This is a genomic window from Mesorhizobium kowhaii (genome assembly GCF_003253745.1).
Lineage (GTDB): Bacteria > Pseudomonadota > Alphaproteobacteria > Rhizobiales > Rhizobiaceae > Mesorhizobium > Mesorhizobium kowhaii.
The window spans coordinates 1-26,792 of sequence record NZ_MZXV01000038.1; the positions used below are offsets into that span (position 1 = coordinate 1).

The 26,792-nt window shown below is 62.3% G+C and carries 26 protein-coding genes and 1 pseudogene; 2 read left to right on the forward strand and 25 right to left on the reverse strand.

All coding sequences use genetic code 11. The annotated features are described in order from the left end of the window. The 23 genes and pseudogenes from B5V02_RS18525 to B5V02_RS18635 form a co-directional block, all read right to left on the reverse strand. On the reverse strand, nucleotides 1-616 hold a 616-nt coding region (locus B5V02_RS18525; protein ID WP_111545593.1), incomplete at its 3' end, for an AAA family ATPase. A 322-nt stretch (nucleotides 617-938) separates the two neighbouring features. Continuing rightward, nucleotides 939-1,571, reverse strand: a complete 633-nt coding sequence (locus B5V02_RS18530; RefSeq protein ID WP_245445997.1) for a hypothetical protein — start codon at nucleotides 1,569-1,571, stop codon at nucleotides 939-941. Between the two features lie 31 nt (nucleotides 1,572-1,602). Next, nucleotides 1,603-1,770, reverse strand: coding sequence for a hypothetical protein (locus tag B5V02_RS41660; protein WP_245445999.1), 168 nt, complete (start codon nucleotides 1,768-1,770; stop codon nucleotides 1,603-1,605). 15 nt (nucleotides 1,771-1,785) lie between these two features. After that, complete coding sequence (locus tag B5V02_RS18535) at nucleotides 1,786-2,703, reverse strand: nucleotidyl transferase AbiEii/AbiGii toxin family protein (RefSeq protein WP_111545594.1); 918 nt, start codon at nucleotides 2,701-2,703, stop codon at nucleotides 1,786-1,788. Further along, nucleotides 2,693-3,511 carry a type IV toxin-antitoxin system AbiEi family antitoxin domain-containing protein gene (locus B5V02_RS18540; protein WP_167458554.1) on the reverse strand — a complete coding sequence of 273 codons (819 nt, stop codon included), beginning with the start codon at nucleotides 3,509-3,511 and terminating at the stop codon, nucleotides 2,693-2,695. The genes B5V02_RS18535 and B5V02_RS18540 overlap by 11 nt, the downstream gene beginning before the upstream one ends. Before the next feature lie 1,221 nt (nucleotides 3,512-4,732). Then, nucleotides 4,733-7,069 (reverse strand): carbamoyltransferase HypF, encoded by a 2,337-nt coding sequence (hypF, locus tag B5V02_RS18550; protein ID WP_111545596.1) that lies wholly within the window; start codon nucleotides 7,067-7,069, stop codon nucleotides 4,733-4,735. 112 nt (nucleotides 7,070-7,181) lie between these two features. Next, nucleotides 7,182-8,945, reverse strand: coding sequence for a hydrogenase maturation protein (locus B5V02_RS18555; protein WP_111545597.1), 1,764 nt, complete (start codon nucleotides 8,943-8,945; stop codon nucleotides 7,182-7,184). A 2-nt stretch (nucleotides 8,946-8,947) separates the two neighbouring features. After that, on the reverse strand, nucleotides 8,948-9,997 hold the full coding sequence (hypE, locus tag B5V02_RS18560) for a hydrogenase expression/formation protein HypE (protein WP_111545598.1): 1,050 nt from the start codon (nucleotides 9,995-9,997) through the stop codon (nucleotides 8,948-8,950). Then, the gene (gene hypD / locus B5V02_RS18565; protein ID WP_111545599.1) at nucleotides 9,997-11,142 is read right to left on the reverse strand and encodes a hydrogenase formation protein HypD; all 1,146 of its coding nucleotides are present in this window, start codon (nucleotides 11,140-11,142) and stop codon (nucleotides 9,997-9,999) included. The genes hypE and hypD overlap by 1 nt, the downstream gene beginning before the upstream one ends. Next, entirely contained in the window at nucleotides 11,139-11,381 is a 243-nt protein-coding gene (locus tag B5V02_RS18570) for a HypC/HybG/HupF family hydrogenase formation chaperone (RefSeq protein ID WP_111545600.1), read from the reverse strand. The genes hypD and B5V02_RS18570 overlap by 4 nt, the downstream gene beginning before the upstream one ends. Further along, the gene (gene hypB / locus B5V02_RS18575) at nucleotides 11,381-12,247 is read right to left on the reverse strand and encodes a hydrogenase nickel incorporation protein HypB (protein ID WP_111545601.1); all 867 of its coding nucleotides are present in this window, start codon (nucleotides 12,245-12,247) and stop codon (nucleotides 11,381-11,383) included. Before hypB ends, B5V02_RS18570 begins: the two co-directional genes overlap by 1 nt. Then, nucleotides 12,247-12,588, reverse strand: a complete 342-nt coding sequence (gene hypA / locus B5V02_RS18580) for a hydrogenase maturation nickel metallochaperone HypA (RefSeq protein ID WP_111545602.1) — start codon at nucleotides 12,586-12,588, stop codon at nucleotides 12,247-12,249. The genes hypB and hypA overlap by 1 nt, the downstream gene beginning before the upstream one ends. Next, entirely contained in the window at nucleotides 12,588-13,721 is a 1,134-nt protein-coding gene (locus tag B5V02_RS18585; protein ID WP_111545603.1) for a hypothetical protein, read from the reverse strand. Before B5V02_RS18585 ends, hypA begins: the two co-directional genes overlap by 1 nt. Beyond that, nucleotides 13,718-14,267, reverse strand: a pseudogene (hybE, locus tag B5V02_RS18590) ([NiFe]-hydrogenase assembly chaperone HybE). Before hybE ends, B5V02_RS18585 begins: the two are co-directional and overlap by 4 nt. A gap of 1 nt (nucleotide 14,268) precedes the next feature. Continuing rightward, nucleotides 14,269-14,490, reverse strand: a complete 222-nt coding sequence (locus tag B5V02_RS18595) for a rubredoxin (RefSeq protein WP_111545604.1) — start codon at nucleotides 14,488-14,490, stop codon at nucleotides 14,269-14,271. Continuing rightward, nucleotides 14,487-15,332, reverse strand: a complete 846-nt coding sequence (locus B5V02_RS18600) for a hydrogenase expression/formation protein (protein WP_111545605.1) — start codon at nucleotides 15,330-15,332, stop codon at nucleotides 14,487-14,489. The genes B5V02_RS18595 and B5V02_RS18600 overlap by 4 nt, the downstream gene beginning before the upstream one ends. A gap of 25 nt (nucleotides 15,333-15,357) precedes the next feature. Next, nucleotides 15,358-15,789 (reverse strand): thioredoxin domain-containing protein, encoded by a 432-nt coding sequence (locus B5V02_RS18605; protein ID WP_111545606.1) that lies wholly within the window; start codon nucleotides 15,787-15,789, stop codon nucleotides 15,358-15,360. A gap of 4 nt (nucleotides 15,790-15,793) precedes the next feature. Beyond that, entirely contained in the window at nucleotides 15,794-16,126 is a 333-nt protein-coding gene (locus B5V02_RS18610) for a HypC/HybG/HupF family hydrogenase formation chaperone (RefSeq protein ID WP_111545607.1), read from the reverse strand. Next, nucleotides 16,126-16,815, reverse strand: a complete 690-nt coding sequence (locus B5V02_RS18615; protein ID WP_111545608.1) for a HyaD/HybD family hydrogenase maturation endopeptidase — start codon at nucleotides 16,813-16,815, stop codon at nucleotides 16,126-16,128. Before B5V02_RS18615 ends, B5V02_RS18610 begins: the two co-directional genes overlap by 1 nt. A gap of 440 nt (nucleotides 16,816-17,255) precedes the next feature. Next, nucleotides 17,256-17,966: a Ni/Fe-hydrogenase, b-type cytochrome subunit gene (gene cybH, locus B5V02_RS18620; RefSeq protein ID WP_111545609.1), complete on the reverse strand. Its 711-nt coding sequence runs from the start codon at nucleotides 17,964-17,966 to the stop codon at nucleotides 17,256-17,258. A gap of 9 nt (nucleotides 17,967-17,975) precedes the next feature. Then, nucleotides 17,976-18,551 (reverse strand): HupE/UreJ family protein, encoded by a 576-nt coding sequence (locus B5V02_RS18625; protein WP_167458555.1) that lies wholly within the window; start codon nucleotides 18,549-18,551, stop codon nucleotides 17,976-17,978. A gap of 13 nt (nucleotides 18,552-18,564) precedes the next feature. Then, nucleotides 18,565-20,361, reverse strand: coding sequence for a nickel-dependent hydrogenase large subunit (locus B5V02_RS18630; RefSeq protein ID WP_111545611.1), 1,797 nt, complete (start codon nucleotides 20,359-20,361; stop codon nucleotides 18,565-18,567). Next, nucleotides 20,361-21,437 carry a hydrogenase small subunit gene (locus B5V02_RS18635; RefSeq protein ID WP_111545650.1) on the reverse strand — a complete coding sequence of 359 codons (1,077 nt, stop codon included), beginning with the start codon at nucleotides 21,435-21,437 and terminating at the stop codon, nucleotides 20,361-20,363. Before B5V02_RS18635 ends, B5V02_RS18630 begins: the two co-directional genes overlap by 1 nt. Nucleotides 21,438-22,402: 965 nt before the next feature. On the opposite strand from B5V02_RS18635, the gene B5V02_RS18645 reads away from it, so the two are divergent. Together B5V02_RS18645 and B5V02_RS18650 are read left to right on the forward strand one after the other, a co-directional pair. Further along, nucleotides 22,403-24,001, forward strand: coding sequence for an adenylosuccinate synthetase (locus tag B5V02_RS18645; RefSeq protein WP_111545613.1), 1,599 nt, complete (start codon nucleotides 22,403-22,405; stop codon nucleotides 23,999-24,001). Then, the gene (locus B5V02_RS18650; RefSeq protein ID WP_245446003.1) at nucleotides 23,998-24,684 is read left to right on the forward strand and encodes a DUF7002 family protein; all 687 of its coding nucleotides are present in this window, start codon (nucleotides 23,998-24,000) and stop codon (nucleotides 24,682-24,684) included. The genes B5V02_RS18645 and B5V02_RS18650 overlap by 4 nt, the downstream gene beginning before the upstream one ends. Nucleotides 24,685-24,688: 4 nt before the next feature. Here the strand turns inward: B5V02_RS18650 and B5V02_RS18655 are convergent, their stop codons facing one another. Together B5V02_RS18655 and B5V02_RS18660 are read right to left on the reverse strand one after the other, a co-directional pair. Continuing rightward, the gene (locus tag B5V02_RS18655) at nucleotides 24,689-25,894 is read right to left on the reverse strand and encodes a hypothetical protein (RefSeq protein ID WP_245446005.1); all 1,206 of its coding nucleotides are present in this window, start codon (nucleotides 25,892-25,894) and stop codon (nucleotides 24,689-24,691) included. 286 nt (nucleotides 25,895-26,180) lie between these two features. After that, nucleotides 26,181-26,762 carry a hypothetical protein gene (locus B5V02_RS18660; RefSeq protein ID WP_167458556.1) on the reverse strand — a complete coding sequence of 194 codons (582 nt, stop codon included), beginning with the start codon at nucleotides 26,760-26,762 and terminating at the stop codon, nucleotides 26,181-26,183. Nucleotides 26,763-26,792: the final 30 nt, after the last annotated feature.

A 26,792-nucleotide genomic window follows, 5' to 3' on the forward strand; every position in this document is an offset into this window, starting at 1 on the left:
AATTGAGCCTGGAAGCCAGCGCTTCGGCGAGGTCGAGCTCGCGGTCGGTTTGGCGCTCGTTGCAAATCAGGCCGCCGAGCCGCACGCCGCCCGAATGGGCATATTTCAGGATGCCCTTGGCGATGTTATTGGCGGCATAGAGCGCCATCATCTCGCCAGACATGACAATGTAGATTTCCTGGGCCTTGCCCTCGCGGATCGGCATCGCGAAGCCGCCGCACACCACGTCCCCGAGCACGTCGTAGGAGACATAGTCGACATCGTCATAGGCGCCGTTCTCCTCAAGGAAATTGATTGAGGTGATGACGCCGCGGCCGGCACAGCCGACACCCGGCTCGGGGCCGCCGGACTCCACGCACTTGATGCCTTTATAGCCGACCTTGAGCACATCCTGGAGCTCAAGGTCTTCGACCGAACCTTCCTGTGCGGCGAGGTGCAGGACCGTATCCTGCGCTTTCGAGTTCAGGATCAGGCGGGTGGAGTCGGCTTTCGGATCGCAGCCGACGATGAGGATCCTCTGCCCGAGGTCGACAAGGGCGGCGAGCGTATTTTGGGAGGTGGTGGACTTGCCGATGCCGCCCTTGCCGTAAAAGGCAATCTGACGCAAACCTGACATTATAGATTTCCTTCCTTCGTTCCATCCATCGCGGCTGCCCGCGACATAAATGCCGATGGGCAGCTCTTGCCGCCTCGCAACGAAGGGTCTCAAGATTCGTGCCAACTGGCTGATCGGACCAGAGAAAAACTTAGTGTTTGCTTTTCAACGGCTTAGGCCGAGGCCAGACATGCGATTGCCTGAACAAGCCTGTGTAGCGGACCCGACAAAGGCGACAGAAAGTGTCGGTTGGCGATCCTTGAGACCCTACGGCTGGGTCGGAGAGCTGGGGGCCTGTTGGAGCAGAGGCGATTTGACGACCCTTCGCGACAAGACTTCGCGGTTATTCTTGGACGCGCCGGCTCATCCGATAATGCTCAGCCATCAGGAATGTCACGTAGCTGCGGATCAGGTTACAATAGAGGCGCCCTTCATCGACATTGATCGTGATGCCGCTCTTAAGGTCAACGCCATGCCTGACCCCACCGCCTGTCGGTGACGAAAGATAGCCGTGTAGTGTAGTGAGCCAGGCAAGAACCTGCTCGATCGTTTGTCCCTTCTTCTTGGTCCGGAGTTCCTGCGCGATCTTGTTGAAGTACTTTTCTTCGATCGTGGTACTGCCGGTGCTAAGGCCTTTGAAAGCCGTTACAACCGATTCCATCAGCCACAGAATTTCCTGGACGGCCTGCCGGGGATGCCCTTCGGCGAGCAGCCTCTCGGATTGCTGGAGCGATTGTTGCACAATGTCCTGCGCCTGTTCATCGAGCGACTGATAGCGCTCGGGTACAGCGATTGGTTGATGAAGGCCGACGGCGATCAGTTCTGGCGGTCTGATCTCGTATCCGATGCCGTGCTCACTTAGAATGCGGTTCATGCGGCCGACATCAGGGACCGCAATGTCGTCGCTGCGCAGCGCCTCACACCCCTCGTAAAAGGCTTCGATGAATAGCGGCGCATTCTCTGCTGTCTGCCACATGAAAGTGTTCAGGTCGGATTCTGCCCAGCTCTCAGAAGAGCTGCTGCCCGATGCCCCGAAATATCCCCTTGAAATGTTCGAGCATATGCCAGCGGTTTCCTTGGACCACGACTTTGCCGATGAGAGTGTCGAACTCACGCACCGCTTCCGGCGGCATAGGACCGGGTGTGTCGAAGCGCCAGGAAGCCTTCATTTTCATTTGTTCGTTTCTCCTTCAGCTGAATAGCTTTTCGAGCTCTTCCCTGTGAGCCTTATGCTTCTCAGGATTCTCAGCGCTGAGTTTGTTCAGGTTCAGCAGCTTCCAGCGTACCGCCGGGAGGGATGCTGCCTGCGGTAGACCGATCGCCTCGAAATCCGGCTCCCCCTCATGCAGGCTGGTCAGAAACCTGCGCGTATCGGCATCCATCCGCTTCCGTAAGTCTGCGAACAGCCGGTCTCTTGTCTCAGCGAGCTCTTCGAGAGTGACCGGTACCGTCGTCATGCCGACGAACTCACGAGCAAACGGTTCATCCAGTTTGCTCAGGCCCGGTGAAAGCAGCTCGTGCGCTGGTCGTGGGGAGCTGGCTACATAGACCAGAAACGTCCGGAACAGCGCGTCGGTGAAACCCTCGTTCTCGTAAAGTAGTTTTACGTCAAACAGATCGCGCGGATGCTGGCGATCGACGGCAGCATGAAGCTTGCCGCCGAACAGGTCCTCAAACGATACGACCTGGATGGATGCATATCCGAATTCATCTTCTACGGCCGCTGACACTTCGCGGCGTTCTGGATCATGCACAACCCCGCGCGTGACAGGCGAGGTCTCGATCTTGACTTCGGCGCCGTCGAGCCGTGCCTTGATACGGGTGGCGCCGCCGCCGCCGCCCTCTATCCGGCGGGCATCGAGTCGCGGGATGCCGCGGCTGGCGGCGGCGACAATCCGGTCGAGGGTTTCGTCAATGTCCGCCAGACTTTCCGCGCGATCCCGCACCGGCAGGTATGTCAGATCGATATCGACCGAGAGGCGCGGCATGTCGCGGTAGAAGAGATTGATAGCGGTCCCGCCCTTCAGCGCAAAGACTTCCTCATCTGCGATGAAGGGAAGCAGGCGCACCAGCAGAGCAACTTGCGCGGCATAGGCGTCACGGGCCATCGGCAGCTCCTTTTGGCGTTTCGGCAAACTCCGGTGGGACCATGATGCGATAGCGGGGATGTATCCTTCCCCCTTTCACAAGGGCGCGGTCCCCTGTTCCCAAATTGAAATCGTCAGTATTGAGACGCTCGCGCCAGGCATGTTTGTGGCGGTCGGCGAACACGAAGAACAGGCGTTTCACCTTGATGCTGCTGCAGCTCTGCAGCAAGGCGGCGAGGCGGCGGGGACTCAGCGTGGAAAGTCCCTCAAACACGATATCGAGATTGTGGAAGCTTTCGTTGGCAGGTAGTTCTTCGAGCGCTTCCAGGATCGCGCGTTCGGGCGAGGACAGGCGGAGCGCCCAGCCCCAGGGCAGCGTTACGGTGCTGGCGGATTTGTTGTCGGCAAGGCCGAGGGCCGATTCGCTGAACAGTGAGAGATTGCGTGTTGTGAGCGGCGCGTCCAGTTGAAGGCGCTGCAGCCAGGTGGGTATGTCGTTGCCGTAGAGCCAGACCGGGGCGGGGCTGCCGAGCGGAAGATAATGGCGGTAGCCCTGTAGGCCGAGGGCCGTGGTGCCGCCAGCGTGCACCTTGTAGTTCATGATGTGCTGGAGTGAGAGCAGACAGGTCGGCCAGTCGAGCGGAACCGGCTGCGGTGCCGGGCGGCGGAAAACACCGCGCGCGAGGCGCTGCAGCCAACCGCTTTCTATATATTTGCGCGTCAGGAAACGGCTGACGCCTTGGGCCTCCAGCCAGTGCGCATCCACGATAAAGCCAGCCGGGACGGCCTTCAGAACATTCTTTAGCTTATCTTCACGCGGTGCACTCATGGTACACATTATAGCCAATAGTTAAAGCGCCTGCCAAGCCCCCTTTAGAGGAACCTGATTATGGGTACCGATAGGACACCAAATTGATGGATATCAAAGAGACGCCCTCGCTATTCCAAACCGAAAGATGCCTAGTAATGCCTGTCGTTAGATCGCAGCAGAACGATGGCGCCCTCGTGTGAGAAGTATATGATTTAGATTTCCCATAGTAATTTGCGGACGCCTTTCATTGATTTTGAAATCGACGTCGCTCATCGAAATCCACTATGCTGAACCATGATTCTGAATTTCAGCGAATAGAGGTCCAAAGTCGCCGGGAGGCAATCTTTGTCAGGGGTGGTTCATGCGCGTAATGGAGCATTGAAAATACATGCCGCAACAGCCTTTGGCGCTGGGGCACGCAGTCACACATCACCGCCATGGGATGCTGCACCGCAGCTTGGCCATGGCGGTCCTGGAAAAGGTCGGCATCTGTCGCCAACGGAAACGCCATCTCACCAGGCGACCGGAGACCGTTCTTGCCAGTCTCCTTGACCGACTGTCAATCGGCCCGGAATGGGGACCCCGGATCGGCGCGCAAAGGGGCCCCCTTCATTGATCCGGGACGGTGAGCGCTCGCCGGGCGAAGCTGGTCAGGGTTGCGCAGCCCGAGCGAGCGCGGTTGGGCTTGGTGACGGCCCGATCATCAGCGCAGTTCTTGAAGCGCCAGCGCAAGTGAAGAAGATCAGGAGTGGAAAATGAGCAAGGCAGGATCGAGGATTTTGCAGGGCGCTCGGAAGCTCTTGCATACGCCAACGCTGACGCCGCCAAACTAAAGAACGCAACGGTCGATGTGCGTGCCATCCGCCGGAAATTGGGATGACGCAGAAGGAATTCGCAGCCCGCTACGGTTTTTCCTTCGGTCGTGTTCGTGATTGCGAACAGGGCCGCTCGAACCGACGCGCCGTCTCGCATCCTTCTCACTGTCCGAAGGCGTGGAACGCGCATTGTCGGCGGCCTAAAAAGAGCCATTCGAGAAACGCTGCTTGGCTGCGCGGCTTGGAGGGCTGTCCTCGACGATTCCTTTTCGGAGCATCATTCCTGGCTAAGTCCTTTTACCCGGCGATGCGCGCAGATGAGCCACTTACGGCCCGGACGAAATGCGCCAAGCTGGCCGCCGCTCGTCACAATGCGCACCGCCTTATATGGACGATGCTGATATTTTTTCTTCAACGATTGGTCTCAATGCGAAAGGGCCAGGCCGATCATTGCCTGGCCGAGCGCCAGGCCACCGTCGTTTGCGGGAACGCTTGCGTGCGCCAGCCCCTCCAATCCTGCAACTGTGAGCTCGGCGAGTACGCCTTTGAGCAGCAGCTGATTCTGGAAAGCGCCACCGGACAGTGCGACCGTGCCGACGCCGTTTTCCTTAGTGAGTCCGATGGCCTTCCGCGAGATGATCTCTATCAGCGTCCTGTGGAAGCGCGCGGCAATCAGCCCGGTTTTGACGCCCGAAGCCTGATCGCGAAGAAGCCCTTCCCAAAGACCTTTCCAAGAGATAGCCGGCCCCTTCGGCGAGGTTTCTGGCCAAGCCTCGGCCGCATCCATGAACGGGCTGGCGAGTGCCTCCATCTCCATGCCGGCTTGCCCCTCGTAGCTCTGGCGTTCGAAACAGATGCCGAGGAATGCCGCGCAGGCATCGAAAAGGCGCCCCGCCGAGGAGGCAAGCGGAGCATTGACGCCCCTCTCGATCATCCGGTCCAGTACGCCAAGCGGCTTTTCGGCCAGGGCGCGGACGAAGGGCCGATCGGCAGGAAGCTTGGCCAGGAAATCCGGACCGAAAGCCGCCCGCAGATGCGCATAGGCATTGCGCCACGGCTCGACGCTGGCCTTGTCGCCGCCGGGCATGGCGACCGGCTCGAAATATGCCAGCCTCCGGAACCCTCGATAGCCGCCGAGCAGGAACTCGCCGCCCCAGATCGTGCCGTCATCGCCGTATCCGAGACCGTCGAGGATAATGCCGAGCACCGGCGGTGCGTCGATTGCGCGGCCGTGCTGGGCAAGGCACGAGGCGAGATGCGCGTGATGGTGCTGGACCTGCACAAACCTCGCCGCGGTCTCACGGGCAAGCTCCATGGCAAGCTGGGTCGAACGGTAGCCCGGATGCCGGTCGGCCACAATGAGGTCCGGCTTCGTGTCGAACAGGCTTCGATACAGCCCCAACGCCTGCCCCCACGCGTCCTGGTTCTTCAGCTCCTCGAGGTCGCCGAGATGCTGCGACAGCAGCGCCTTGCCATCGCCCGCCAGGCAGAACGCGGCCTTTAGGTCGCCGCCCGCAGCCAGCGCCCTGATTGGGCCATCGAAGCCCGCCGGCAGCGCCAGCGGCTCCGGCGCGAAACCGCGCGCGCGCCGCAACACCGAAATGCCGTGGCCGTCGCTGCGCACAACGCTGTCGTCGAGCCGGTTGATGATCTCGCGGTCGTGCATCAGCCAGAAGTCGGCGATCCCGGCAAGCTCCTGCCGCGCCTCGTGGTTGTCCGTGCATTGCGGCTCGCCCGAGCGATTGCCGGAGGTCATCACCACCGGACCGTCCAGCGCCCGCAGCAAGAGATGATGCAGCGGCGTGTAGGGCAGCATGAAACCGAGCCGCTCGTTCTCCGGCGCCACGCCCCCCGCAACGCCGCAGCTGTGACAGCGCTTCACCAGCACGATCGGCGCCGCTCGCGCGGCAAGTGCGGCGCGCTCCTCGCCCGACAGCTCCGCGAATTCGGCAAGCTGCTCCAAGTCGCGCGCCATCAGCGCGAACGGCTTGCCGTCGCGTTTCTTGCGGGCGCGCAGCTGCGCCACCGCCGCTTCGTCCGTCGCGTCGCAGGCGAGATGGAACCCGCCGATGCCCTTGATCGCGACGATCCGCCCTTCCCCGATCAGCGCCGCCGTTTTCCGGATCACCGCCTGCGGGCCGGCGCCGACCACGACGCGGTCCGGACCTTCCAACCAGACGCGCGGGCCGCAGGCCGGGCAGGCGATCGGCTGGGCGTGAAAGCGGCGGTCGGCCGGATTTTCGTACTCGGCCCGGCATTCCTCGCATATCGAAAATCGTGCCATAGCGGTCGAGCGGCGGTCATAGGGGATAGCCTTGACGATCGACAGCCGCGGACCGCAATGCGTGCAATTGGCGAACGGGTAGAAATAGCGCCGGTCCTTGGGGTCGAGCACTTCCGCAAGACATTGCGGGCAGCAGGCGGCGTCGGGCACGATGCCGGTCTTCACCGGCCCGCCCGCACTCGCCGCAATAGCGAAGCCGCCCGCCGGCCGCGGCCCCTCAAGCGTCGCCGCCTCGATCCCGTCGATCCACGCCAGCGGCGGGCATTGCGCCTTTAGTCTGTCCGCGAAGGTCTCGAACTCGGCATCACTGCACCACAGCGCGATCTCCACGCCTGCAGCATCGTTGCGGACATGGCCCGACAGCCCCATAGCGGTCGCGATGCGCCACACTGTCGGCCGGAAGCCGACGCCTTGCACCAGCCCCGTCACCCGGACCAGGCGTCCCTCCACTGCGGGCTCGGCGAGCAGCGCGCCCATCAGTGCACCGTGCACACCATGCACGGCACGTCGAAATCCTCGCTGAGGATGCGCCACAGCGCCTCCAGCAAGCGGATTTCGTCGTCGACGATCAAGATGCCCGGCCGGTCGCTCACGATGCCTTCCTCCTCCCGTCCCGGCCGGCCTGCCAGGCGACGTCGCGGTGGCGGGCGATCGTCATTGGGGTGCGCGACTTCGGCACTTTGTGCACGAAATTATGCCGCGCGACGTGGTAGCTCGTGTCGAAGCCGTAGAAATTGCGGCGCATCCGCGAAAGCTCCTCCTTGCGATAGGCTGAAAGCGGCTTGGCCGCCTCGTCGGCTGCGCGCTGGGCTTGTTTTTCGGCGAGCAACCGCGGAAACTCTGCGCTCCCGGCCAGCGCGGCAGCCGACGCCCTCGCTTGCGCCATAAACAGCTCGCTTGCCCCCGCGAACACCCGGTTGGCCAGATTGAGATTCAGCGCCTCCTTCGCGCCCATCGGCAGACGCGCCGCCGCGATCCGGCGGGCATTCTCAGTCCCGCAGCAGCTCGGCAGGACGTAGGTCCAGAACTCCGAGCCGTAGAGATTGCCCATGTCCTTGTAATGCGGGTTGAGGATGACGCTCGAGCGCATCCAGACCTGGTCGGTGCCGCGGGCGAGAAACACGCCACCCGCTCCCGCATTTCCGGCAAGCGCTGCTACGGTGATGTGGCTTGTCGTGCGGATGATCGCCTCGGCGAGGTCGTCGATGGCATTGATGTTGACCCAGGACTCGTCGGCCGCGCTGTCGGCCGCCTCGATCCGGTTGAGGTCGAGCCCGTTGGACCAGAACTGCGGTCCTCCGCACAGCACGATCACCCTGGTCGGACGCTCCGTCGCTTTTGTATAAACGTCCAAAAGTCTTCGACAGGCGTCCTTTCCCATTGCACCGTTATAGAAGGGGAAGTGCAGATAGCCGACGGCACCGTTTTCTTCGTAGATGATGTCCTGATACCCCCCCGGTGAATTGAGCGGGATCTCCGGCAGGCCTGCAACTTCCTTCGCGAAGGCCATGGTCGCCGGCAGCTTGAACGGGTGTGGCGAATTGGGGTGCCGGACGTGGCCGATCCACAACACGCCGTCGACGGTGGCGAGGGCGATCGCCGGCCCGCTTCTGGCAACGACCGCTCCCGGCTCCAGGAGCGATATCTTGCCCCGCTCACCCCGCGCGAGAGGCACGTCGCCGCCTGGTTCACGTGCCTCTCGCGCGTCGAAAAGGAAGACCGTTTCGCCGAAAAGATTGTCCCGCACGCCCGGCGCGCCGTCCGCTGCTGCGATATTCTTCAGCACCGTTTCGGTCGTGTCGGCAGCCCAATCGATCCGCCGGTCCGCCTGTTTGATCGCGTCCCGCCACCGGCCCAGGGGCGCAACAGATTGTTCCTCCGGGGCAACTGGCTTTTCGCCTTGCTCGAACCGCGCGATCGCTTCGAGCACCGCCGTCACCGCCGCGTCGGTCACCTCGTTACGATAGAGGCTCGATTTCGTCGCCTTTCGCACCGCGAAGGAGGCACTGGCCCAGACCGGCCCGGCATCCATTTCGGCCGCCGCTTCCAGCACCGTGACACCCCACTGCGTCGCCCCGTCCATCATCGCCCAGTCCAGCGCGGAGGGGCCGCGGTCGCCGACAATGCCTGGGTGAACGATCATGCAGCATTGGTTTTCATAGACTTTTTTCGGGATTGCGCGCTTCAGGAAGGGGGCGATGACGAGGTCCGGCCGAAACAGATCTACAGCCTCGATGGTCCGCTCGTCGTTGACGTCCATCTCGACCGAGACCTCGTGTGCGTGCTCGCCAAGCTCCACGAAAATCCTCTGACTCAAGGCGTTGAAGGCGGTGACGAGAAGCAGAATGCGCATCTTCAGCAGATCCTCGGAAGCTGTTCCCCGGCGATCCAGTCGACCACGCGCATACCGCCAAGTCTCGTTTTCATCCGCACCAGCGCATGCTGGTCTGCGACGACTTCGCCAATGATTGCGGCATCCTGGCCCTTGGGATGAGCGCGTATCGCGGTGAGCAAAGTCTCCGCATCTTGCGCCGCGCAGATGACGATCAGCTTGCCTTCGTTGGCAACGTTCAGCGGGTCGAGGCCGAGCAGTTCGCACGCCGCCGCGACCTCCGGCTTCACCGGAACCGCCGCTTCCCGGATTACTATTCCGACCTTGGACTGCTGCGCGATTTCGTTCAGCGTCGCCGACAATCCGCCGCGCGTGGGGTCACGCAGCACCCGGATACCGGGAATGGCAGCAAGCATCGCCTCCACCAGATCGTGCAGCGGTTGGCTGTCGGAGATGATTTCCGTTTCAAAATCAAGGTGTACTCGCTTCGACAGGATAGCCACTCCGTGGTCGCCCATGGTGCCGGAGACAAGGATTGCATCGCCCGGCCGGGCATTGCTTCCGGAGACGTCAGTGCCGTCCGCCAGCACGCCAACACCGGTCGTGGAGATGAAAACGCCGTCGCCTTTGCCCTTCTCCACCACCTTGGTGTCGCCCGCAACCACGGGCACGCCCGCTTCCCGTGCGGCAAAAGCCATTGAAACAACTATTCTTTCCAGTTCGGCCAACGGAAAACCTTCCTCCAGGATGAAGGACGCGGACAGCCAGAGCGGCCGCGCGCCCATCATGGCGACGTCGTTGATCGTGCCGTGGATCGCCAGCGCGCCGATATCCCCACCCGGAAAGAACACGGGCGAGATGACATGCGCGTCCGTTGCCATCACCAGGCGTCCGCAGACGGTGCCGAGCAGGGCCGCGTCGTTGCCCTGGGCCAGGAACTCGTTGGCCAGATGTCTTTGAAAAATATCCCGAATCAGCTCGGCCATCGCGCGGCCGCCCGCGCCATGCGTCATGTCCACCACGCCGCGGACCGACGAGGTGGTTACGGCTAGCCTGGGATCGTTCGCGCTCACTATTTCGCCGCCTCCAACGGCTTAGGCTCGCGGAAACGGCCATAGGTCCAGTAGGCCGCGCAGGCGCCCTCGGAGGAGACCATGCATGAGCCAATCGGGTTCTGCGGCGTGCACACGGTGCCGAACAGCTTGCAGTCGGTCGGCTTCTTCACCCCGCGCAGGATCGACGGGCATTCGCAGGACGTCACCTCGCGCGAAGCCTTGACCGACAGCTCGAAGCGCTTCTCGGCGTCGAAATCGGCATAAGCGTCGCGGATGCGCAGGGCGCTGTAGGGCACGGTGCCGAGGCCGCGCCAGTCAAAGGTCTTGCGCAGTTCGAAGACCGCGCTCACCAGTGCCTGCGCCTTGAGGTTGCCCTCCTCGGTCACGACGCGGGTATATTCGTTCTCGACCTCGTGCCGGTCTTCATTGACCTGCCGGATCAGCATCAGAACGGACTGCATGACGTCAAGCGGCTCGAAGCCGGCGATGACAACTGGCTTCTGGAATTCCTCAGCAAAGAATTCAAATGGCTGCGAGCCGATCACGGAGGAGACGTGCGAAGGTCCCAGGAACCCGTCGATCTTGACGATGCCCAGCTCCCGCACTTCCGGCGATTCAAGAATGTGAGAGATCGCGGCCGGCGTGAGCACATGGTTGCAGAACACGCTGAAATTCTTGAACCCCTCGGCTTCCGCCCTCTTGATCGCGACGGCCGTCGGCGGCGTCGTGGTTTCGAAGCCGATGGCGAAGAAGACGACTTGCCGCTCGGGGTTTTCACGCGCGATCTTCAAGGCATCGAGCGTTGAATAGACCATGCGGACATCCGCTCCGTCAGCCTTGGCGCGCATCAGGCTGCGATGCTTGGTGCCCGGCACGCGCATCATGTCGCCATAGGTGCAAAGGATGACCCCGTGCCGCTCGGCGAGTTCCACCGCATCGTCAAGGCGACAGATGGGAAGCACGCAAACGGGGCATCCGGGTCCGTGTACGAAATGCACGTTCTGCGGCATCAGGTCCTGCACGCCGTAGCGAAACATCGCATGCGTGTGCCCACCGCAGAACTCCATGAAATGATAGCTCTTTTCCGAATCAGCCTCGGTCGCGATGGCGCCGGCGATGGTCTTCGCAAGCTCCTGGTCGCGATATTCGTCGACATATTTCACGCCGAAATCTCCTCCAGCTCCTCCAGCACGCCCGCTTCGGCCATCATCTGCAGCGTGCGCTCGGCCTCCTCGGAGCTCACCTTGTGGAGCGCATAACCGACATGGACGAGCACGAAATCGTCAAGCGAGACGTCTGCCACCAAGGCCAATGAGATGCGCTTCCTGACCGTGCCGAACGCAACCACGGCCATGTCGTCGTCGAGCAATTCAACGACGCGGGCGGGAATGGCCAGGCACATCAGGCTGCTCCCTTGAGCTCGGCCGCCAGCGGATGGCCAGCTAGCGCCATGGCGCGGGCCGCCCCGATCCAGGCCGTCCAGTCCGACATCCCCTCGCCCGTGCGCGCGGAAACCCTCAGCACCTTGATCCGCGGGTTCACCTTTCGGGCGTTGGCGATGCAGGCCTCCACGTCGAAGTCGAGATGGGGCAACAGGTCGGTCTTGTTGAGGATCATGAGATCGGCGGCGGCGAACATGTCGGGATATTTCAATGGCTTGTCCTCGCCCTCGGTGACTGAGAGCACCACCACCTTGTGCGCCTCGCCGAGATCGAAGCCCGCCGGACAGACGAGGTTTCCCACGTTTTCGACGAGGAGCAGGCCTCCTTCGGCAAGGTCGAGGTGATCTGCGGCATGGCCGACCATATGCGCGTCGAGGTGGCAGCCCTTGCCGGTGTTGACCTGGATCGCCGGCGCGCCGGTGGCGCGGATGCGGTCGGCATCGTTGGAAGTCTGCTGGTCGCCCTCAATCACGGCGATCGGCAACTTGCCCCTCAGTGCGTCGATCGTGCGGCAAAGCAGCGTCGTTTTGCCAGAGCCGGGGCTGGAGACGAGATTGAGCGCAAGCACGCCGCGCTCGGCGAACATTTTTCTGTTCGCATCGGCATACTCGTTGTTCTTGGAAAGGATATCCTTTTCCAGCTTGACCATCCGCGCCTGGCTCATGCCCGGCGCATGGGTGCCAGCGGGGCCACAATCGTGTATATGATCGTGATGATGATGATGGGGGCCGTGATCGTGGCCTTCGTGGCCGTGATGATGGTGATGGCCATGCGCCTTGCCCTCGATCCGGACCTCGCCCTCGCCACATCCGCAAACAGTGCACATCAGCTCACCTCCAATTCCCTGATCTTCATTTCCTCGCCGACGGTCACCTGCAGCTGATGGCTTCCGCAGTCGGGGCATGGATCGAAGCGTGCCGCGATCGGCACGCTCTGGCCGCAAGGCATGCACCAGGCCCTGCCTTCCGTCTCGACGATTTCCAGTCTTGCGTCTTGTGCCAGAGAGCCACGCATGACGACATCGAAGCCGAACTTCAGCGCCTCGACCTGGACATCGGATAACCGCCCGATTTCCAGGCAGACGCGGCCCACCTTCCGAAAATCCTGTCTGGCGGCCTCTTCCTCGAGGATGCCACGGATGCTCTCGCATATGGCCATCTCGTGCATCAGCGGAACCTCACATCGTAGCCGACGCAGGGGTCGATGGCCCGGACCAGGAGATCGGCCTGGACCGCGAGATCTTCACGCCTGGATGCAGCGAGCGCCGAAAGCGAGCGGGCGGCAATGCCGCTCTTCGCGAAATGAATGCTGGTCGGAGCCGTGATGTCGTAGTCGGCGATACGGCCGTCGTTCAAGACAATCCGATGTTCCAGCCGGCCGCGTGCTGCCTCGGCGAAGGCAGTGGCAAAGCGGCCCCCGTTCTCTTCGCGAAAGACTTCGCACATAGGCACTTCGGACCCGTCCGCGACATCCCGCAGGGCCGCGAGCCCTCCGGCGATCTCCCCCGGCAGCTTCGATGCCTCGACCAAGCGGGCAGCCAGCCGTGCGGCCAGACCGGCTCCACCGTTTTCGGAAAGGAAAGCGCGAACGAGCGGCGCACCAGCCTGCCTGGCGAGGCAACTCGTGTCGGCGGACGCTTCCTTCGGCAAATGCCCGTTTCCCCCATCTGTCGTTTCGGGGTGGCCTACCATGGCCCAGCCCCTTGCCAAGACCGGCGCGATGAGGCGGGCCGCAACCGTGCTGCGCTCCAAAGCCCACTGCGCGAAGGCATCGCGATCCATCTCGCCAAGCGGCTTTTCGCCTTCGTAGACCACGGACTGCGTTAGATAGCTCGCCTCGGCTGCCGTTTCGGCGGCTTCCGCGCCCGGCATCCCCACGCACACGCCCGGAACGAATGCATCCCCGCCTGGAAAAAGTGCCTGCTTGAGGCGCTGCGGCAGGCCCATAGCCCGGCGCAGGATTTTACCGTCCGCAGGCTCGCCCGCGAGACTGGCAGTATCCAAGCCAATGCGCAGCAGGTGCTCGCGCAGCGTCTCGGCAAGCACAAGAAGCCGCCGCGCTTGTTTCGTGCGCCGGTCGGTCCCGATCTCCAGGGCCGCTTCGGCTGCCTCGACGCTCGCCGCCGACTGCGCAATACCACAAACACTGAACAGTGAGCCGATCACCGAGACGACCTCCCTCGCCGGCCGGCCTCGCACGACCGGACCAAGCGCAATCGGGCGCGGCGGCATAACGATGGCTTCCACAACGCGACCGCCATCGCAGACGAGATCGATGGAGACGCGGCCATCAACGCTCATGCGACGGTCTCCTCCTTGTCGCCCAAACCGAACAGCCAGCGGCGGGTCAGTCCCGGCGGCTGAGAGCTCGCAGGTATTCCCACTGGCTCAAACTTGTCCAAGGTGCTTGCCTCTTCCTCATGTAGCCGGCCTTCCCAGACACGGACCATGTCGCCGTCTTCGTCTTCTTCCGCCTCAGGATTGAACAGTTCCGCAAGCACCTGCCGCCCAGCCTCTTGCGCACTCTCCTGGTCGGCGAATTCGAACATCGGCGAGAACAGCGAGCACATGCGGTAGCAGCCGAGCTCCTCTTCATAGGCCTGGATGAACTCGAACCGTGCCCGTAGGCACGCGCGGGTCCGCTTGCCCGTCGCCAGAAGGCAGAAGCACGAGGTTCATAAACCAGGGCGTGACGAGAACCGCGAGCCATTCGCCCTGCCACTGCCGCACGCCCACCGCGCTGACGCAAAGCGCTGGGTTGAGGATCGGAATTCCTCCCATGGCCGTCCGTTCGATCCGCTGAAACACGAATTCTAGACGGGCAGCGACGGCTTGCGAATGATCCATGTCAGTCGTTCACGACCATGAAGCCCTGCTTGGAGCCGTCGCAGGTAGGGCAGCTCCAGTGCGCCGGCAGTTCGGCGAAGGGCGTGCCGGGCAAGATCTGCCAGTAGTCGTCGCCCTCGGCCGGGTCGTAGACATGCCAGCAAATCCTGCATTCGAGCCGCGACATCGGGTCGATCTTGGCATTGTCGCCGCCATAGGAACCGGCAAAGAATGAGTCGTTCATCGGTAGACCTCCAGGATTTCGAGGAGTCGCTGGCGGCTGTCGGCAATATCCTCGGGCGCGGCGCGGACCACCTCCGGCAAGGCCGTGACTTCGATCGTGTTGAGGATGAGATCGTCGCTCGAATTGAAAAAGCGCACCCACCAGACGCCGCGCGTCGCCGTCGTGGTCACGCGGCAATTGCCGTAGCCACGCGACAGCACGACCACCGGCCCGTGGCCAAGCAGGCCGTCGAGGAAGGTCAGGTCCTGTTCAGTGTGCGGCAGCAGCGACAGGTTTATGACGTGTGGCCCGATGCCGGGCCCGACGAGCGGGATGCGGTCATTGAGCTCTGAAATCAGCGGCGGCGCGTTCAAGACGCCCATCGGATAGGTCGCCGGCCCAACGAGCGTATTGCGGCAGCCGGCGAAGGCCCTCTCCAGCACGGCCGCGGGAAAGGCGCCGACATCGACGAAATCGCGCACAAGCCTGCCATCCGGTCCGGTCTGGCGCACGCGCCAGACACCGGCGAGCACCGACTCCTGAGCCTGCAGGTCTTCGCCGCAGATGATCGAGACCTCGCCTTCGCCCAGCGCCTGATCGATCAGCGCGCGATTGGCGCGGTCGAGGGGAGAAAGATCATGCACCGCGTTTTCGCAATCCAGCGAGCACCGGCCGAGGCTTTCGGCCAGCGCGGACAGCACCGCCAAAGCAGCTTCGAGCCCGGCGACATTTTCCTTCTCCGGCAACACGGGTGCCGCAGAGGTCGCCATGACCTTCGGCATTTCCATATACTGCAAGTCGCCGCCGTCCTCTTCGCCCGGCTGTGAACCCGGCCCGATGCCGCGGAATAGTGATGCTGCCATGGCGCGCCCTCCCCGGCGCTTTCGCTCAGTGGAAATGATCGTGGTCGCGACGGTCATGCGTCGCGCAGGCTTCGGGAAACTCGAAAGGCGGCGGCGCGCTCGGCTCGCGCGTCAGTATGCCGGCGATCTCGGTGAGGTAGTCTTCCCAGTCGAGCACGCGCTTTATAGTGCCGAGATATTCGCCGTTCCTCAGGAAGACGAGCGCCGGGAAGGCGTTGAAGCGATAGCGGCTTTGCAGCTTGCGCTCGCTCTCGCGCGATACCACGATCGGCTTGAATACGCCCTGGAAGGCCTGCACCAGCTCCGGCAGGATCACCGCCACATCGTTGCTCTCGGCGAGCCGCAGCCAGTCACCGGGGAAAAACAGCGCGGTGAAGTCGAATGCGTCGATGTTCGCCTCGTCAACCACCGGGATGCGGTGGCGCTCCATCATCATGGTGAGAACGGGTGAAAACATGGACTCAGGCATCCTCCGTGCCTTGCGGTGCAAGGGCTTGCGTCGGCCGCAGATGCTCCGGCAGTTGCGGCTGGCGGCCGACCAGGTCGGCGAAGAGGTGGTCGAGGTCGGCGTCGCCAGCGAGCGCACGCTCCGTCGCTTCGATGGCGTCGGCGATCAGGCGCGCCATCTCGGCTGTGACAGTCTCGCGCGCGGTGTCGAGGAAGGCGAGTATCCACGTACCCGCCGGCTGGTCGCCCACCAGCGTCATGTCGACGCGCCGCGTGCCGCTGCGACCGGTGCACAGGGCAATGCCGCCGCTGCATTCAACCACCTGGAAGGGAACGCCGACACACATCAGCCCTGCCCTCCGGACGATTGCAAAAGCGCGTCGACCTCGCGCTCGAAATTCGCCGGGCCAGCGAAGGCACTATTCGCGAGAAGCCGCGCGTCGCCATGACGACAGGCCTCTTCCGGCCGGGGTCGACCGCTCTCGTAGATGCCGATGCGCATTTCGCGCGAGGCGAGCGTCTCTTCTTCGGCCAGCGGTTCGGGGCGCTTGGCGATTGTCGCGCCGTGCCGGGCGAGCCACTCAATGGCGATCTTGATTGCAGGCTCGATCTGAGCCTTCACCGCGGGCCGGAGACTGCCGCCGTAGTCGTCCAGCTCGACCGGTTGCACGCCGACGAGAAGGAGATGGGCGGGATAGTCACCCATCATCTCGGCCATGGCGAGAACTTCCTGAAAGCCAGTCTGGTGGAGCGAAATCTTCTTCACTCCGAGGAAGGCCGGCACCTCGCCGCCTTCGACGAGCTTCAGCGTGCCGGGCGCCAGGCCGTAGTCGACCGCATCGAACACGACGAGGATGTCGGCCTCGCGGATATGTTGGACGAGGTAGATGCCCTGCGTGCCGCCATCCATGGCCCGGACGTTGTCCGCCGTTTCGCAGAGCCGGTGGAACTCCTCCACCACGCGGACGCCGAAGCCCTCATCGGCCCATAGCAGATTTCCTATGCCGAGCACGAGCACCCGTGGCGCGCCGTTCATTGGGAAAGCCTCCTGCCACCCTTTTCTTTCCAGCAGCAAGAGGCGGGCCAATTGGCCGGGGGCCGGCAATGGTCGCGAAATAAGGATTGATCTCTGGATAGCGAACGACGCGTATGGAAAGCGCGATTGCGATTTTATCGCACAGACGGAAAGTATCCTTCCATTGACGGGTGCGGCATCGGCCGGACTGAGAACCGACATCCAGGCCGATGAAAAGTTTGCGTTCACTCGCCCACCCCACTGCGCCTCGCTCCGCACCTTTGCCCCTGAAAGGGATAGAGGAAGGGCGTTGGGCGTTGCGGTTGGCACTTCCACTCCCCCGTCGAACGGTGTCGAGGCGAAGCCGAGACGAAGTGTGGGTCGACTTGAAGGCAACCTCTCTTGAAGAAAAAAGCCGGCGCGGGCAAACGCCCGCGCCGGCAGGTGAGGTCACGAAAATCCTAGTGAGAATCACGCGGGGCACTGTTGCCCCGAAAAGTCCGCCAGCCCGAGAACATCGAGGAAATGATCGTCTGTCTCGACATGATGTCCTCGCGCACCGCGACATAGATGTGGATGATGACGAAGCAGATGATCACCCACATGCCGAGATGGTGCCAGGTGTGGACGTCCTGGCTCTGGCCGAACAGCGGGATCACCCGGCTCGAGAACAGCGTGTGCTGCCAGGAACCCATCCCGGTCCCTTCGCCGTAGAGTGTGAGACCGGTCACGATCATGAAGATGGTGAACCAGACGAACAGGATGTGCATGCCGATCGTGGCGAGCGGGTTGTGCCCCGAATACTTAATCGGCTCCCTGACCAGCAGGGCATACCAGAGCGCCTCATGCCAGACTTCCCGCCAGAAGCCGCCGCGCCAGACAGGCGGCAGGAATATCTGCCGGGCAAGCTCGTTGCCGGCGAAGGCCCAATAGATGCGGAAGGCGAAGCCAGCAATCAGGACATAGCCGGCGGCGAAATGCAGGTATCGTATCCAGCCGAAGACGAAGCTGGCGCTGGCTTCGCCGCCGACCGATGGCGGCGGCGAACCGATGAGGTAGCCGGTTCCGGCCAGCGCAAGGATCGCGAAGGCGTTGACCCAGTGGCAGAGGCGCAGCGGCGCCTCGTAGACATAGACCGCCACTTCGCTGTGAGATGTATGGCTCACGGTCATGCCCGCCTCCTATCCGCCGAAGACGAGCGCGGCACCCGAGCCGGCGACCAGCATGCCGAGGCTGGTTCGCAGCCAGGGCGATGACGCGATTTTGAGGCCGACGCTGACGCCGAAGAGGTGGAGTGCTGCGGTCGACAGCGTGAAACCGCCAACATAGGCAAATGTTGCTCCTGCGGCCTCGCTGGCGTGCGCATGGCCGTGGAACAGCGCGAACAACCCGGCAAGGCCTATGCCGGCGATGCCCGGCAAACCTGCACCGAAAACGATCATCAGCCCGAGCGCCAGTACCGACAGCGCGATCATGCCTTCGATCTCTGGCAGGGCGACGCCGACAAAGGCGAGCGCGGCGCCGCCGCTCATGGCCATAAGGAAGGCGGCCGGTGCGGTCCAGACCCGCAACGGCATGGCGACCGACGACCAGACCCCGACCGCCGCCATAGCGAGCAGGTGGTCGAGACCGAGCAGCGGATGCGCGAGGCCCGCGGCAACGCCGCCCGCATAGCCTGCGCCGACATGGGCACAGGCCGGGCCGACAAGGGCGGCGAGCGATGCTGCTACGCCGAGTTTCACGACAGTGCGTCTCATCGAAAATCCCTCCCTACCGCACTTTGACATTGGCCAGCTCGCGGCCGTCCGGCCCTATCACGTGGGTCGAGCAGGCAAGGCACGGATCGAAGCTGTGTATGGTCCGCAGGATTTCGACCGGCTCCTCGGCGCGCTCGACCTTGGTGTCCATCAACGAGGCCTCGAAGGCGCCGATATTGCCGGCATTGTCGCGGGGAGAGCCGTTCCAGGTGGTCGGCACGACGCACTGGTAGTTCTCGATGCGGCCGTTCTTGATCCGGATCCAGTGACCCAGTGCGCCACGCGGCGCCTCGGTGAAGCCGACGCCCTTGATCTCGGCCGGCCAAGTCTTCGGGTCCCACTTCTCGGTGTTGGCCGTGGAGGAGTCGCCGGCCTTGATGTTGGCGATCAGCTTGTCCAGGAAGTAGGCCTGCTTGCGGGCCGCCCACTGCGCTTCTAGAGCGCGCGCAGCGGTGCGGCCGAGCGTGGAAAAGAGCGCGTTGAGCGGCGCGCCGAGCACGCGTAGCGTGGAATCGACTTGTTCCTTGATTTCCTCGTGGCCCTGGGCATAGCCGACGACATAGCGGGCGAGCGGGCCGACCTCCATGGCGTGGCCGCGCCATCGAGGTGCCTTGATCCAGGAATATTTTGCCGACTCGTCCAGCTCGATGATGTTGGTGCGTGTGCCCTTGGCATTGGGCCCCAGTTCGTAATGCGGCTCGGTGATGCCGTCCCAGGGGTGCAGGCCCTTGGCCTCGTCCGGATACTTGTACCAGGAGTGCGGCACGAATTCCTGGATCTGCTCGGGATCGCGCACGTCGACCGGCAGCACCTCTTTTAGATTGCCGTTGACGATGGCACCCTGCGGCATCATCAGGTTAGCGGCGGAATAGTCGTTGGCCTTGTCGGGGATATCGCCATAGGCGAGCACGCTCTTGCCCGACAGCCCGCCACCGTAGAGCCAGGCCTTGTAGAGATTGCCGATCGCGATAATGTCGGGGATGTAGACGTTGTCGACGAAGGCGATGGTACGCTCGATGACGCTGCGGACGTAGTTCAGCCGCTCCATGTTGATCGGCGCGCCGGCCGCCATCTCACCGTCGATGTTGATGGCACAGGGCACGCCCCCCACCAGCCAGTTGGGATGGACGTCCTTGCCGCCGAAGATCGTGCGCGTGGTCATGATCTCCTTCTGGAAGTCAAGCGCTTCCAGATAGTGCGTCACCGCCATCAGGTCGGCTTCCGGCGGCAGCAGATAGGCCGGGTTGGTCCAGTAGCCGTTCTTGAACGGCCCGAGTTGGCCGCTCTCCACGAACTTCTTCAGCCGGTTCTGGATGTCACGGAAATAGCCCGGCGAGGACATCGGGTGGCTCGGCGAAACCGCTTGCTGCAGCTCCGACGTCGCCTTCGGGTCGGCTCTCAATGCGTTGACCGGGTTGACCCAGTCGAGCGCGTGCAGGTGGTAGAAGTGGACCAGATGGTCGTGCACCTGCAGCGAGAGCTGCATGATGTTGCGGATCGAATTGGCGTTCTCCGGGATTGTGATGCCCAGCGCGTCCTCGACCGCACGCACCGAGGTGAGCGCGTGCGTGCCGGTGCACACCCCGCAGATGCGCTGGGTGAAGGCCCAGGCGTCGCGCGGGTCGCGGCCTTTGAGGATGACCTCGAGCCCGCGCCACATGGTGCCGGTCGAGACCGCGTTGCGGATGATGTTGTTCTCGTCGATGTTCACCTCGCAGCGCATGTGGCCTTCGATCCGCGTGACCGGATCGACGACGACGCGCTGGCCGGAGGTATCGAGATTGAAGCCGTTCGGCGTCCGGATGCCCATCAGTTGTTCCCGCCCTTTTCGCGCATCCGCTTGACCACACTCGCCGCCGCATGCGCGGCCGCGGCGGCGCCGACCACGGTCGCGGCTGTCGTGCCGATCCTGTCGGCATCGGCCTCAATGCCGAAGCCGTGGACGCGGGTCAGGCGGCTGTAGAAATCGCCCTTGTCCCAGAAGCCGTCCTCGGAGCAGCCGATGCAGGGATGGCCGGCCTGGATCGGGAAGGAGAGGCCGCCGTTCCAGCCCACCGTCGAGCAGGCGTTGTAGGTGGTCGGTCCCTTGCAGCCGACCTTGTAGAGGCAATAGCCCTTGCGCGCGCCCTCGTCATCGAAGGACTCGACGAACTGGCCGGCGTCGAAATGCGGGCGCCGATAGCATTTGTCGTGGATGCGCTGGCTGTAGAACATCTTCGGCCGGCCTTGCCGGTCGAGTTCGGGGAATTTCTCGAAGGTCAGGATATAAGTGATGACGGCCGTCATCACTTCCGCGATCGGCGGGCAACCGGGCACCTTGATGATCGGCTTGTCCGGCAGGCCGGGAACCTTATGGACGGGCGTAGCCCGCGTCGGGTTCGGCCGCGCGGCCTGTACGCAGCCCCAGGAGGCGCAGGAGCCCCAGGAGATGATCGCCTTGGCGTTGGAGGCGGCATGCTTGAGATGGTCGACGAAGGGCTTGCCGCCGATGATGCAGAACATGCCGTCCTCGTTGAGCGGCGGATTGCCTTCGACCGCGAGAATGTAGTTGCCCTTGTACTGTTCGACGACCTCGTCGACGATCGCCTCGGCCTGATGGCCGGCGGCCGCCATGAGCGTGTCGTCATAATCGAGTGAAAGCATCGACAGCACGACGTCCTTGGCGAGCGGGTGCGCCGAGCGGATGAAGCTTTCGGAGCAGCAGGTGCATTCGAGCCCATGCAGCCACAGCACCGGAATGCGCGGCTTGGATTCCATCGCGTAAGCTATTTTCGGCGCGAAGGCCGGTCCAAGGCCGAGGGAAGCCGCTGTCAGGCTACAGAATTTCAGGAAACTTCGGCGAGTGATCCCCTGCCGGCGCATGACCTCGTAGAATGTTTCTTGCATCAGGCCTTCCTCCACAGGCGGCGGCATCTCCTGGTGCCGCGGATATGCGAAGGCGAAGCAAGTCGGGTGCCAGAGTTAAAAAGCCGAATAAATTCAATACCCAGATGCTTTTCGAGGCATTGCCTTGTTTCGGTCGCCGGCAATGGACTGGAAACCGGGCTGGCAGATTGCGAAGAAAGCTTCCGCGATGCGGCCACACGCGCGAGGAGCCCTGGCGACGGGTGCCGACGAGATTCGGCGGGCCTCGACCGACCGCGCCCAGGCCACGCGGCTTGTCAGGACGGCCGAACAGATCGCGCTCGCCCTTCGCGGCTTGTGGGGCAGGCAGCGTCGCGCGTTCGTGCACGGGCGGCAAGTACATTCAGCCGCATTAACGTGACATCGACGGATCGCAACCTCTTCATTGTGCTGGACTTGCACAATCTGCTCGTTGCCGCTCTCCGACATACGCCTGCGTTGCCCCCGTTGTCGGGTTTGTCGCGTTCGCGACGGACTGGCGCCTTTTAGGAAAGAGAGGCGGGGGTAGCTGCCGTTCGTCGTAGTCGATATGGCTCTCGCCGACGATACCGAACTCCGAGAGATGCGCCCGGGCGACTTTCAGCGCCCAAGCACCAGTTGCGGACATTCGGATTAGTCTGCTCAGCATGTCGTGCTTACTGAGGCGGCTTGGCTGCTCCGGCGGGTAGAATCTGGGCGGTTACTGCTCCATACGAACCCACGCAAATGAATTTAAAAGCGTTCTTCGCAATGTCCATCTCGCTTCCAGATGACGACAATACGAAAACTGCATTTGACGGAACGCCGCCGGGCCGCCAATCAGTCTGACTGACAGGTTCACTCTCGACTGAGGACTTACAATCCTCAGTCGGGAACAATGATGTCCGTGACCGACCTTTTGCGCTAATTATCCCGATTCCGCGAGGGCGATAATAGTTCTATAGGCGCGGGCTGGGGAGGCGACACGTATGCGCGTGCTGTTGGCGTTATCCGGGCCAGTTGGCGTCGGGAAGTCAAGATTTTGCGACATTCTCACAGAGCGTTTCGGGGCCGATTGTCTCTCGACACGCAATCTTCTCATCGCCTCAGGAGCTAAGAGCGAGCGGGAAGACCTCCAGGCGGCCGGCGAGCGCCTGGATCTAGAAACCGACGGCAAATGGGTGGCCGACGCGCTCGCGGCTTATCTTCCGGACGAGGGCCCCAGCGTCGTCATCATCGACGCGATTCGCGTCAAGAAACAGATCGACCACATCAGGCGGACCTTCGGTGATCGGTTCCGTGTCTGGCACGTCTTTCTCGACGCAACTGACGAGATTCTTGAGGAACGCTATGCCAAGCGCGAAAAAAAGATTGCGGAATTTGCCACATACGCAGAACTCAAAGCGAGTCCGACAGAGGCGCGCATTCGCCTCCTCAAAGGCGTCGTGGATCGCGCAATCGACTCATCGCGCTGTGAGCCAGCTTCGGCCGTGGCGCAGGCCGTGGCGGGACTAGGCCTCTACCCCCTCCAGCCGGAGCGGCACGTCGACGTGGTTGTCGGCGGCCAGTACGGCAGCGAAGGCAAGGGGCATGTGTGTGCATATCTCGCTCGCGATTACGACTTGCTCATTCGCGTCGGTGGCCCGAACGCGGGACACAAGGTTAGGCACCCTGAGTACACGTACGTTCAGCTACCTTCTGGCACCCAATCCAACCCGAACGCCGGCATCCTGATCGGCGCGGGTGCCACAATATCCCTTCCGGTGATCCTCAAGGAAATCAAAGATCTCAAGCTTGACCCAGATCGGCTCTCTATCGATCGGCGGGCGGTGATCATCGAGCCGAGCGACATCGAGTACGAAGAGCGCTCGATGGACGCGATCGGCTCCACCAAAAAGGGTGTCGGTGTTGCGACGGCGCGCAAGATTCTGGGTCGCGATAAGGAAGAGCATCTCGGCGCAAAGGTACGCCTGGCGAGAGACATTCCCGATCTCGAGCGGTTTATCGTCGATGGCGGTGAGGTGCTGGAGCGCGCCTACGCAAAGGGGAAACGCATCTGCCTCGAGGGGACGCAAGGCACCGATCTTAGCCTGCATCACGCGGATTACCCTTACGTCACGTCGCGAGAGACGACGGCGTCAGGATGTTTGGCCGACGCCGGCATCGCGCCCGGCCGCGTCCGAAGGGTTATCATGGTGACCAGAACTTACCCGATACGGGTGGGCGGCACCTCGGGCGATATGGCTCGCCCAATCGAAGCGCAGATGATCGCGCATCGCTCAGGCCTACCGGTCGAAAAAATTCAAAAAACTGAGGTTGGGACGGTATCGGGCAAGAAACGCCGGATCGCCGAGTTCGACTGGGAGCAGGTCCGTCGCACCGCAGTTTTAAACGGGGCAACCGATATCGCGCTGTCTTTTTCGGACTACATCAGCGACGTGAACCAGCGGGCCAGGAGTTACGAGCAGCTCACGACCGAGACCCGCGACTTCATCGAGGGCGTTGAACGGGTTGCGAACGCGCCCGTCTCCCTGGTCTCGACCCGCTTCGAGGCGCGGGGAATCATTGATCGGAGGAATTGGAAGTGACGGTTGACGAGCTCACCGCTCTCCACCCTCGTCTTTGGCACATGGCAGCAGACGCAAGTTGGCCATCAATCCAGCAATATGGGCTTCTTAGCACATCCTCGCTGCTTGATCTCTACGGGTACAAGGGGGAGGAGCGCGTAGCGCTTGAGAGCATCAAGCGTCCGAAATCGGTGCAGATCGACGCCTCTGGACTGCCAGGGGCAATCGTTCGTGACCAGAAGCCAATGTCGGATAAGGCCCTCAACAAGTGCCTTCAGGACGGACTGACGCCAATCGATTGGTATCAATTGCTGAATGAGAAGGTGTTTTTCTGGCTGACCCGCGCTCGACTTCAGACATTGCTCGCAGCTTACGCACATGCGCCGCAGATTGTCCTGACGCTCGATACCGCCACACTAGTTGAAGCGCACGCCGAGAACATTCTGCTCTGTCCGATTAACAGCGGATCCACGATCATGAATCCGGCTCCGCGAGGCGCGGAGTCGTTTCTGGCAATCGAGGATTTCCCTTACGAAACTTGGAGGCTGAAACGCGGCAACAAACGCAAAGCCGTCGTCGAGCTCGTCGTGACGGGAGGCGTTTCGGATGTCGCAAACCATGTACTTGCTGTCCACCGGATCGTGAACGGAGCCGTCGCTGAGATATGGCGTAGGCCGGGCGACTTTGGAGACGTAGGACCCTAGGTACTCAGCTCACGATAATACGCGCGGGGCGTCCGGCCTTGCGGACGACATCCGCGATGTGGCTAGTGAGGCCAACATTTCCGATCAGTTTCAGCCCGGTCGCGTCAGGGAGAGCGCGAATCTTGGCCCGCAGCTTTTCGAGCCCTTCGGCAACTTCAAAGCGTACCCAGTCGTCTGCGTCGCCCGGCACCAAGATTTTCGAGGTGCTGTGGGTCGCCCCGAGATGAAGCTGGACGATCCAGACCCTGTCGCCGTCATGGACCCACTCGAAGCGCACTGGCCCAAGAGCGGAATCAAGCCGATGATGCGCGGCATGAACGTCCGCGATAATTGTGGCGGGCAGCAGTTCGGGAGGGTTGACACCGAGCATAAGTAGATCGCCCTCGCCTTGCCGCCCCTCGACAATAAGCGCGCCGTCTATAGTCACGATCACCGCACCCGAAAATTTCGCCGGCACAGCAGCCTGACAAAGCACCGAGGAAATCGCGCCCCCGCCGGAGTCCTCACGCGCAAGGAGTGAGAACGGATCAATCCATCCCTTGACCGTCGTATAGAGTCCTGGCTCTGGTTCGCGCGGGCAGGTCCGAGTCCAGACTTCTTTGCTGCCAGTCGGTGAGCCAAACGTGAAAGGCGCAACCCGTCTTGGGATAACAGTGGTTTTGGGCGTCGGCAGGCCAATAGCGTGCGACATCAGCAAGCCAAATGCCTTGTCGCCGATATGCCGGCTGAAATTATTAGGCCAAGTCCACCCAGGGCGGTGGTTTTCGGGTCCGATCGCTTCGTGCTCCCAAAGCAGTGTATGTGTCTGACGCCACCCGCAGGGCTTGGGGTGAACGCTGAACTCGAGTCGGACTCCTTCAGTAGGGCCAAGGTCGGGTCTGAAGCCATATACAGTCTCAAGGATCGACAAGCCCCAAGCGATCGGCAGCGAAGCGACACCGTCTTTTTCGACGCAACGCGGCGTGTCGTCGGGCGCGAACTCGAGGACCCCTCCCTGGGAGACGCCAGAGACGCCGCCGTCGCGCACATCCACCGTCTCGTTGGCGATCACGAACAGTCCGCTTTCCAGCAACCGCTTGAGCGCACAGACCGCGTCTTCGAGGTTCTTGATGCCGTAGATGAACTCGCGGCTACGCGGATCGTCGGGGCTGAAGCTGCGAAGGTTAATCGACTCGTCAGGGCTGAGGCGAAGCAAGGTCTCTAGCGCCATCCTCTCAGAGAGAAAAGGGTCGTTAGGGGTATGTCCTGCAACGCGGCTGAAGTCCTGACGTGCTCGTCCGCCTTCGAGCGAGAAGCTTACAAACTGCGCTACATTCCCGGTCTGCGCTAACCGGTCTAACGAGCGATCCTTGCGGACCGGGCTATTGCCGCCGCCCACGTCTAGTGACGCAGCCGGCCTGCCAGCGACTGGAAGGCCAGATTGCATGTCAGAAGCCTTACGCTCAGCCACGGTACAGTCAAGTTCCGCCGTGTTAATCGGTCGGAGAGCCGGCACCCTAAGCAACCCGCGCTGACCGGGTGCCAGCACTATGTCTGGATTGGGGGCGCAGCTCTTCAAAGCGCTTCAGAAACGCTGTGCGCGCCGCTCTAGGTGACAAATATCGCACCGTAACAGGGGCAGGAACGATCCCTTCTTCGCGGGCCCATAGCGATGTCTCAGGCGGCATTATCTGCGCTTGCTCGGCCGCCAGTACGCACAGGTCGGCTCGCTTGATCTCCTTTGGCATAGGCGTCGGCACGTCGAAGCGCTCAAATATCGCGGCCTCTACCACCGCCTCAATCCGCTTGAAATCCGGCAGGAGCTGTTTGAGAGGCCTGGTCACATCCCCAATAAAAGCTTCTGCAGCGTCGTGCATAAGAGCGCTGTACTCGTGGCCGTGAGCTACTTCGCTAACCAACAAACTGTGCTCAGCAACCGAATAAAATGCAGAGCATTGACCTGCGTAGCGGCAAATGTGCGACAGGCCATAAGCGATATCCTCAATGACAAATGCGCTGCTCGCCGGATCCAGAAAATCAAACCATACACCACTGTGAAGCATCATCCTCGGGCCAACGGCGAAATTAACAGCGATCATCGTACTACCTCCGGGCTGCAGATATCCAAA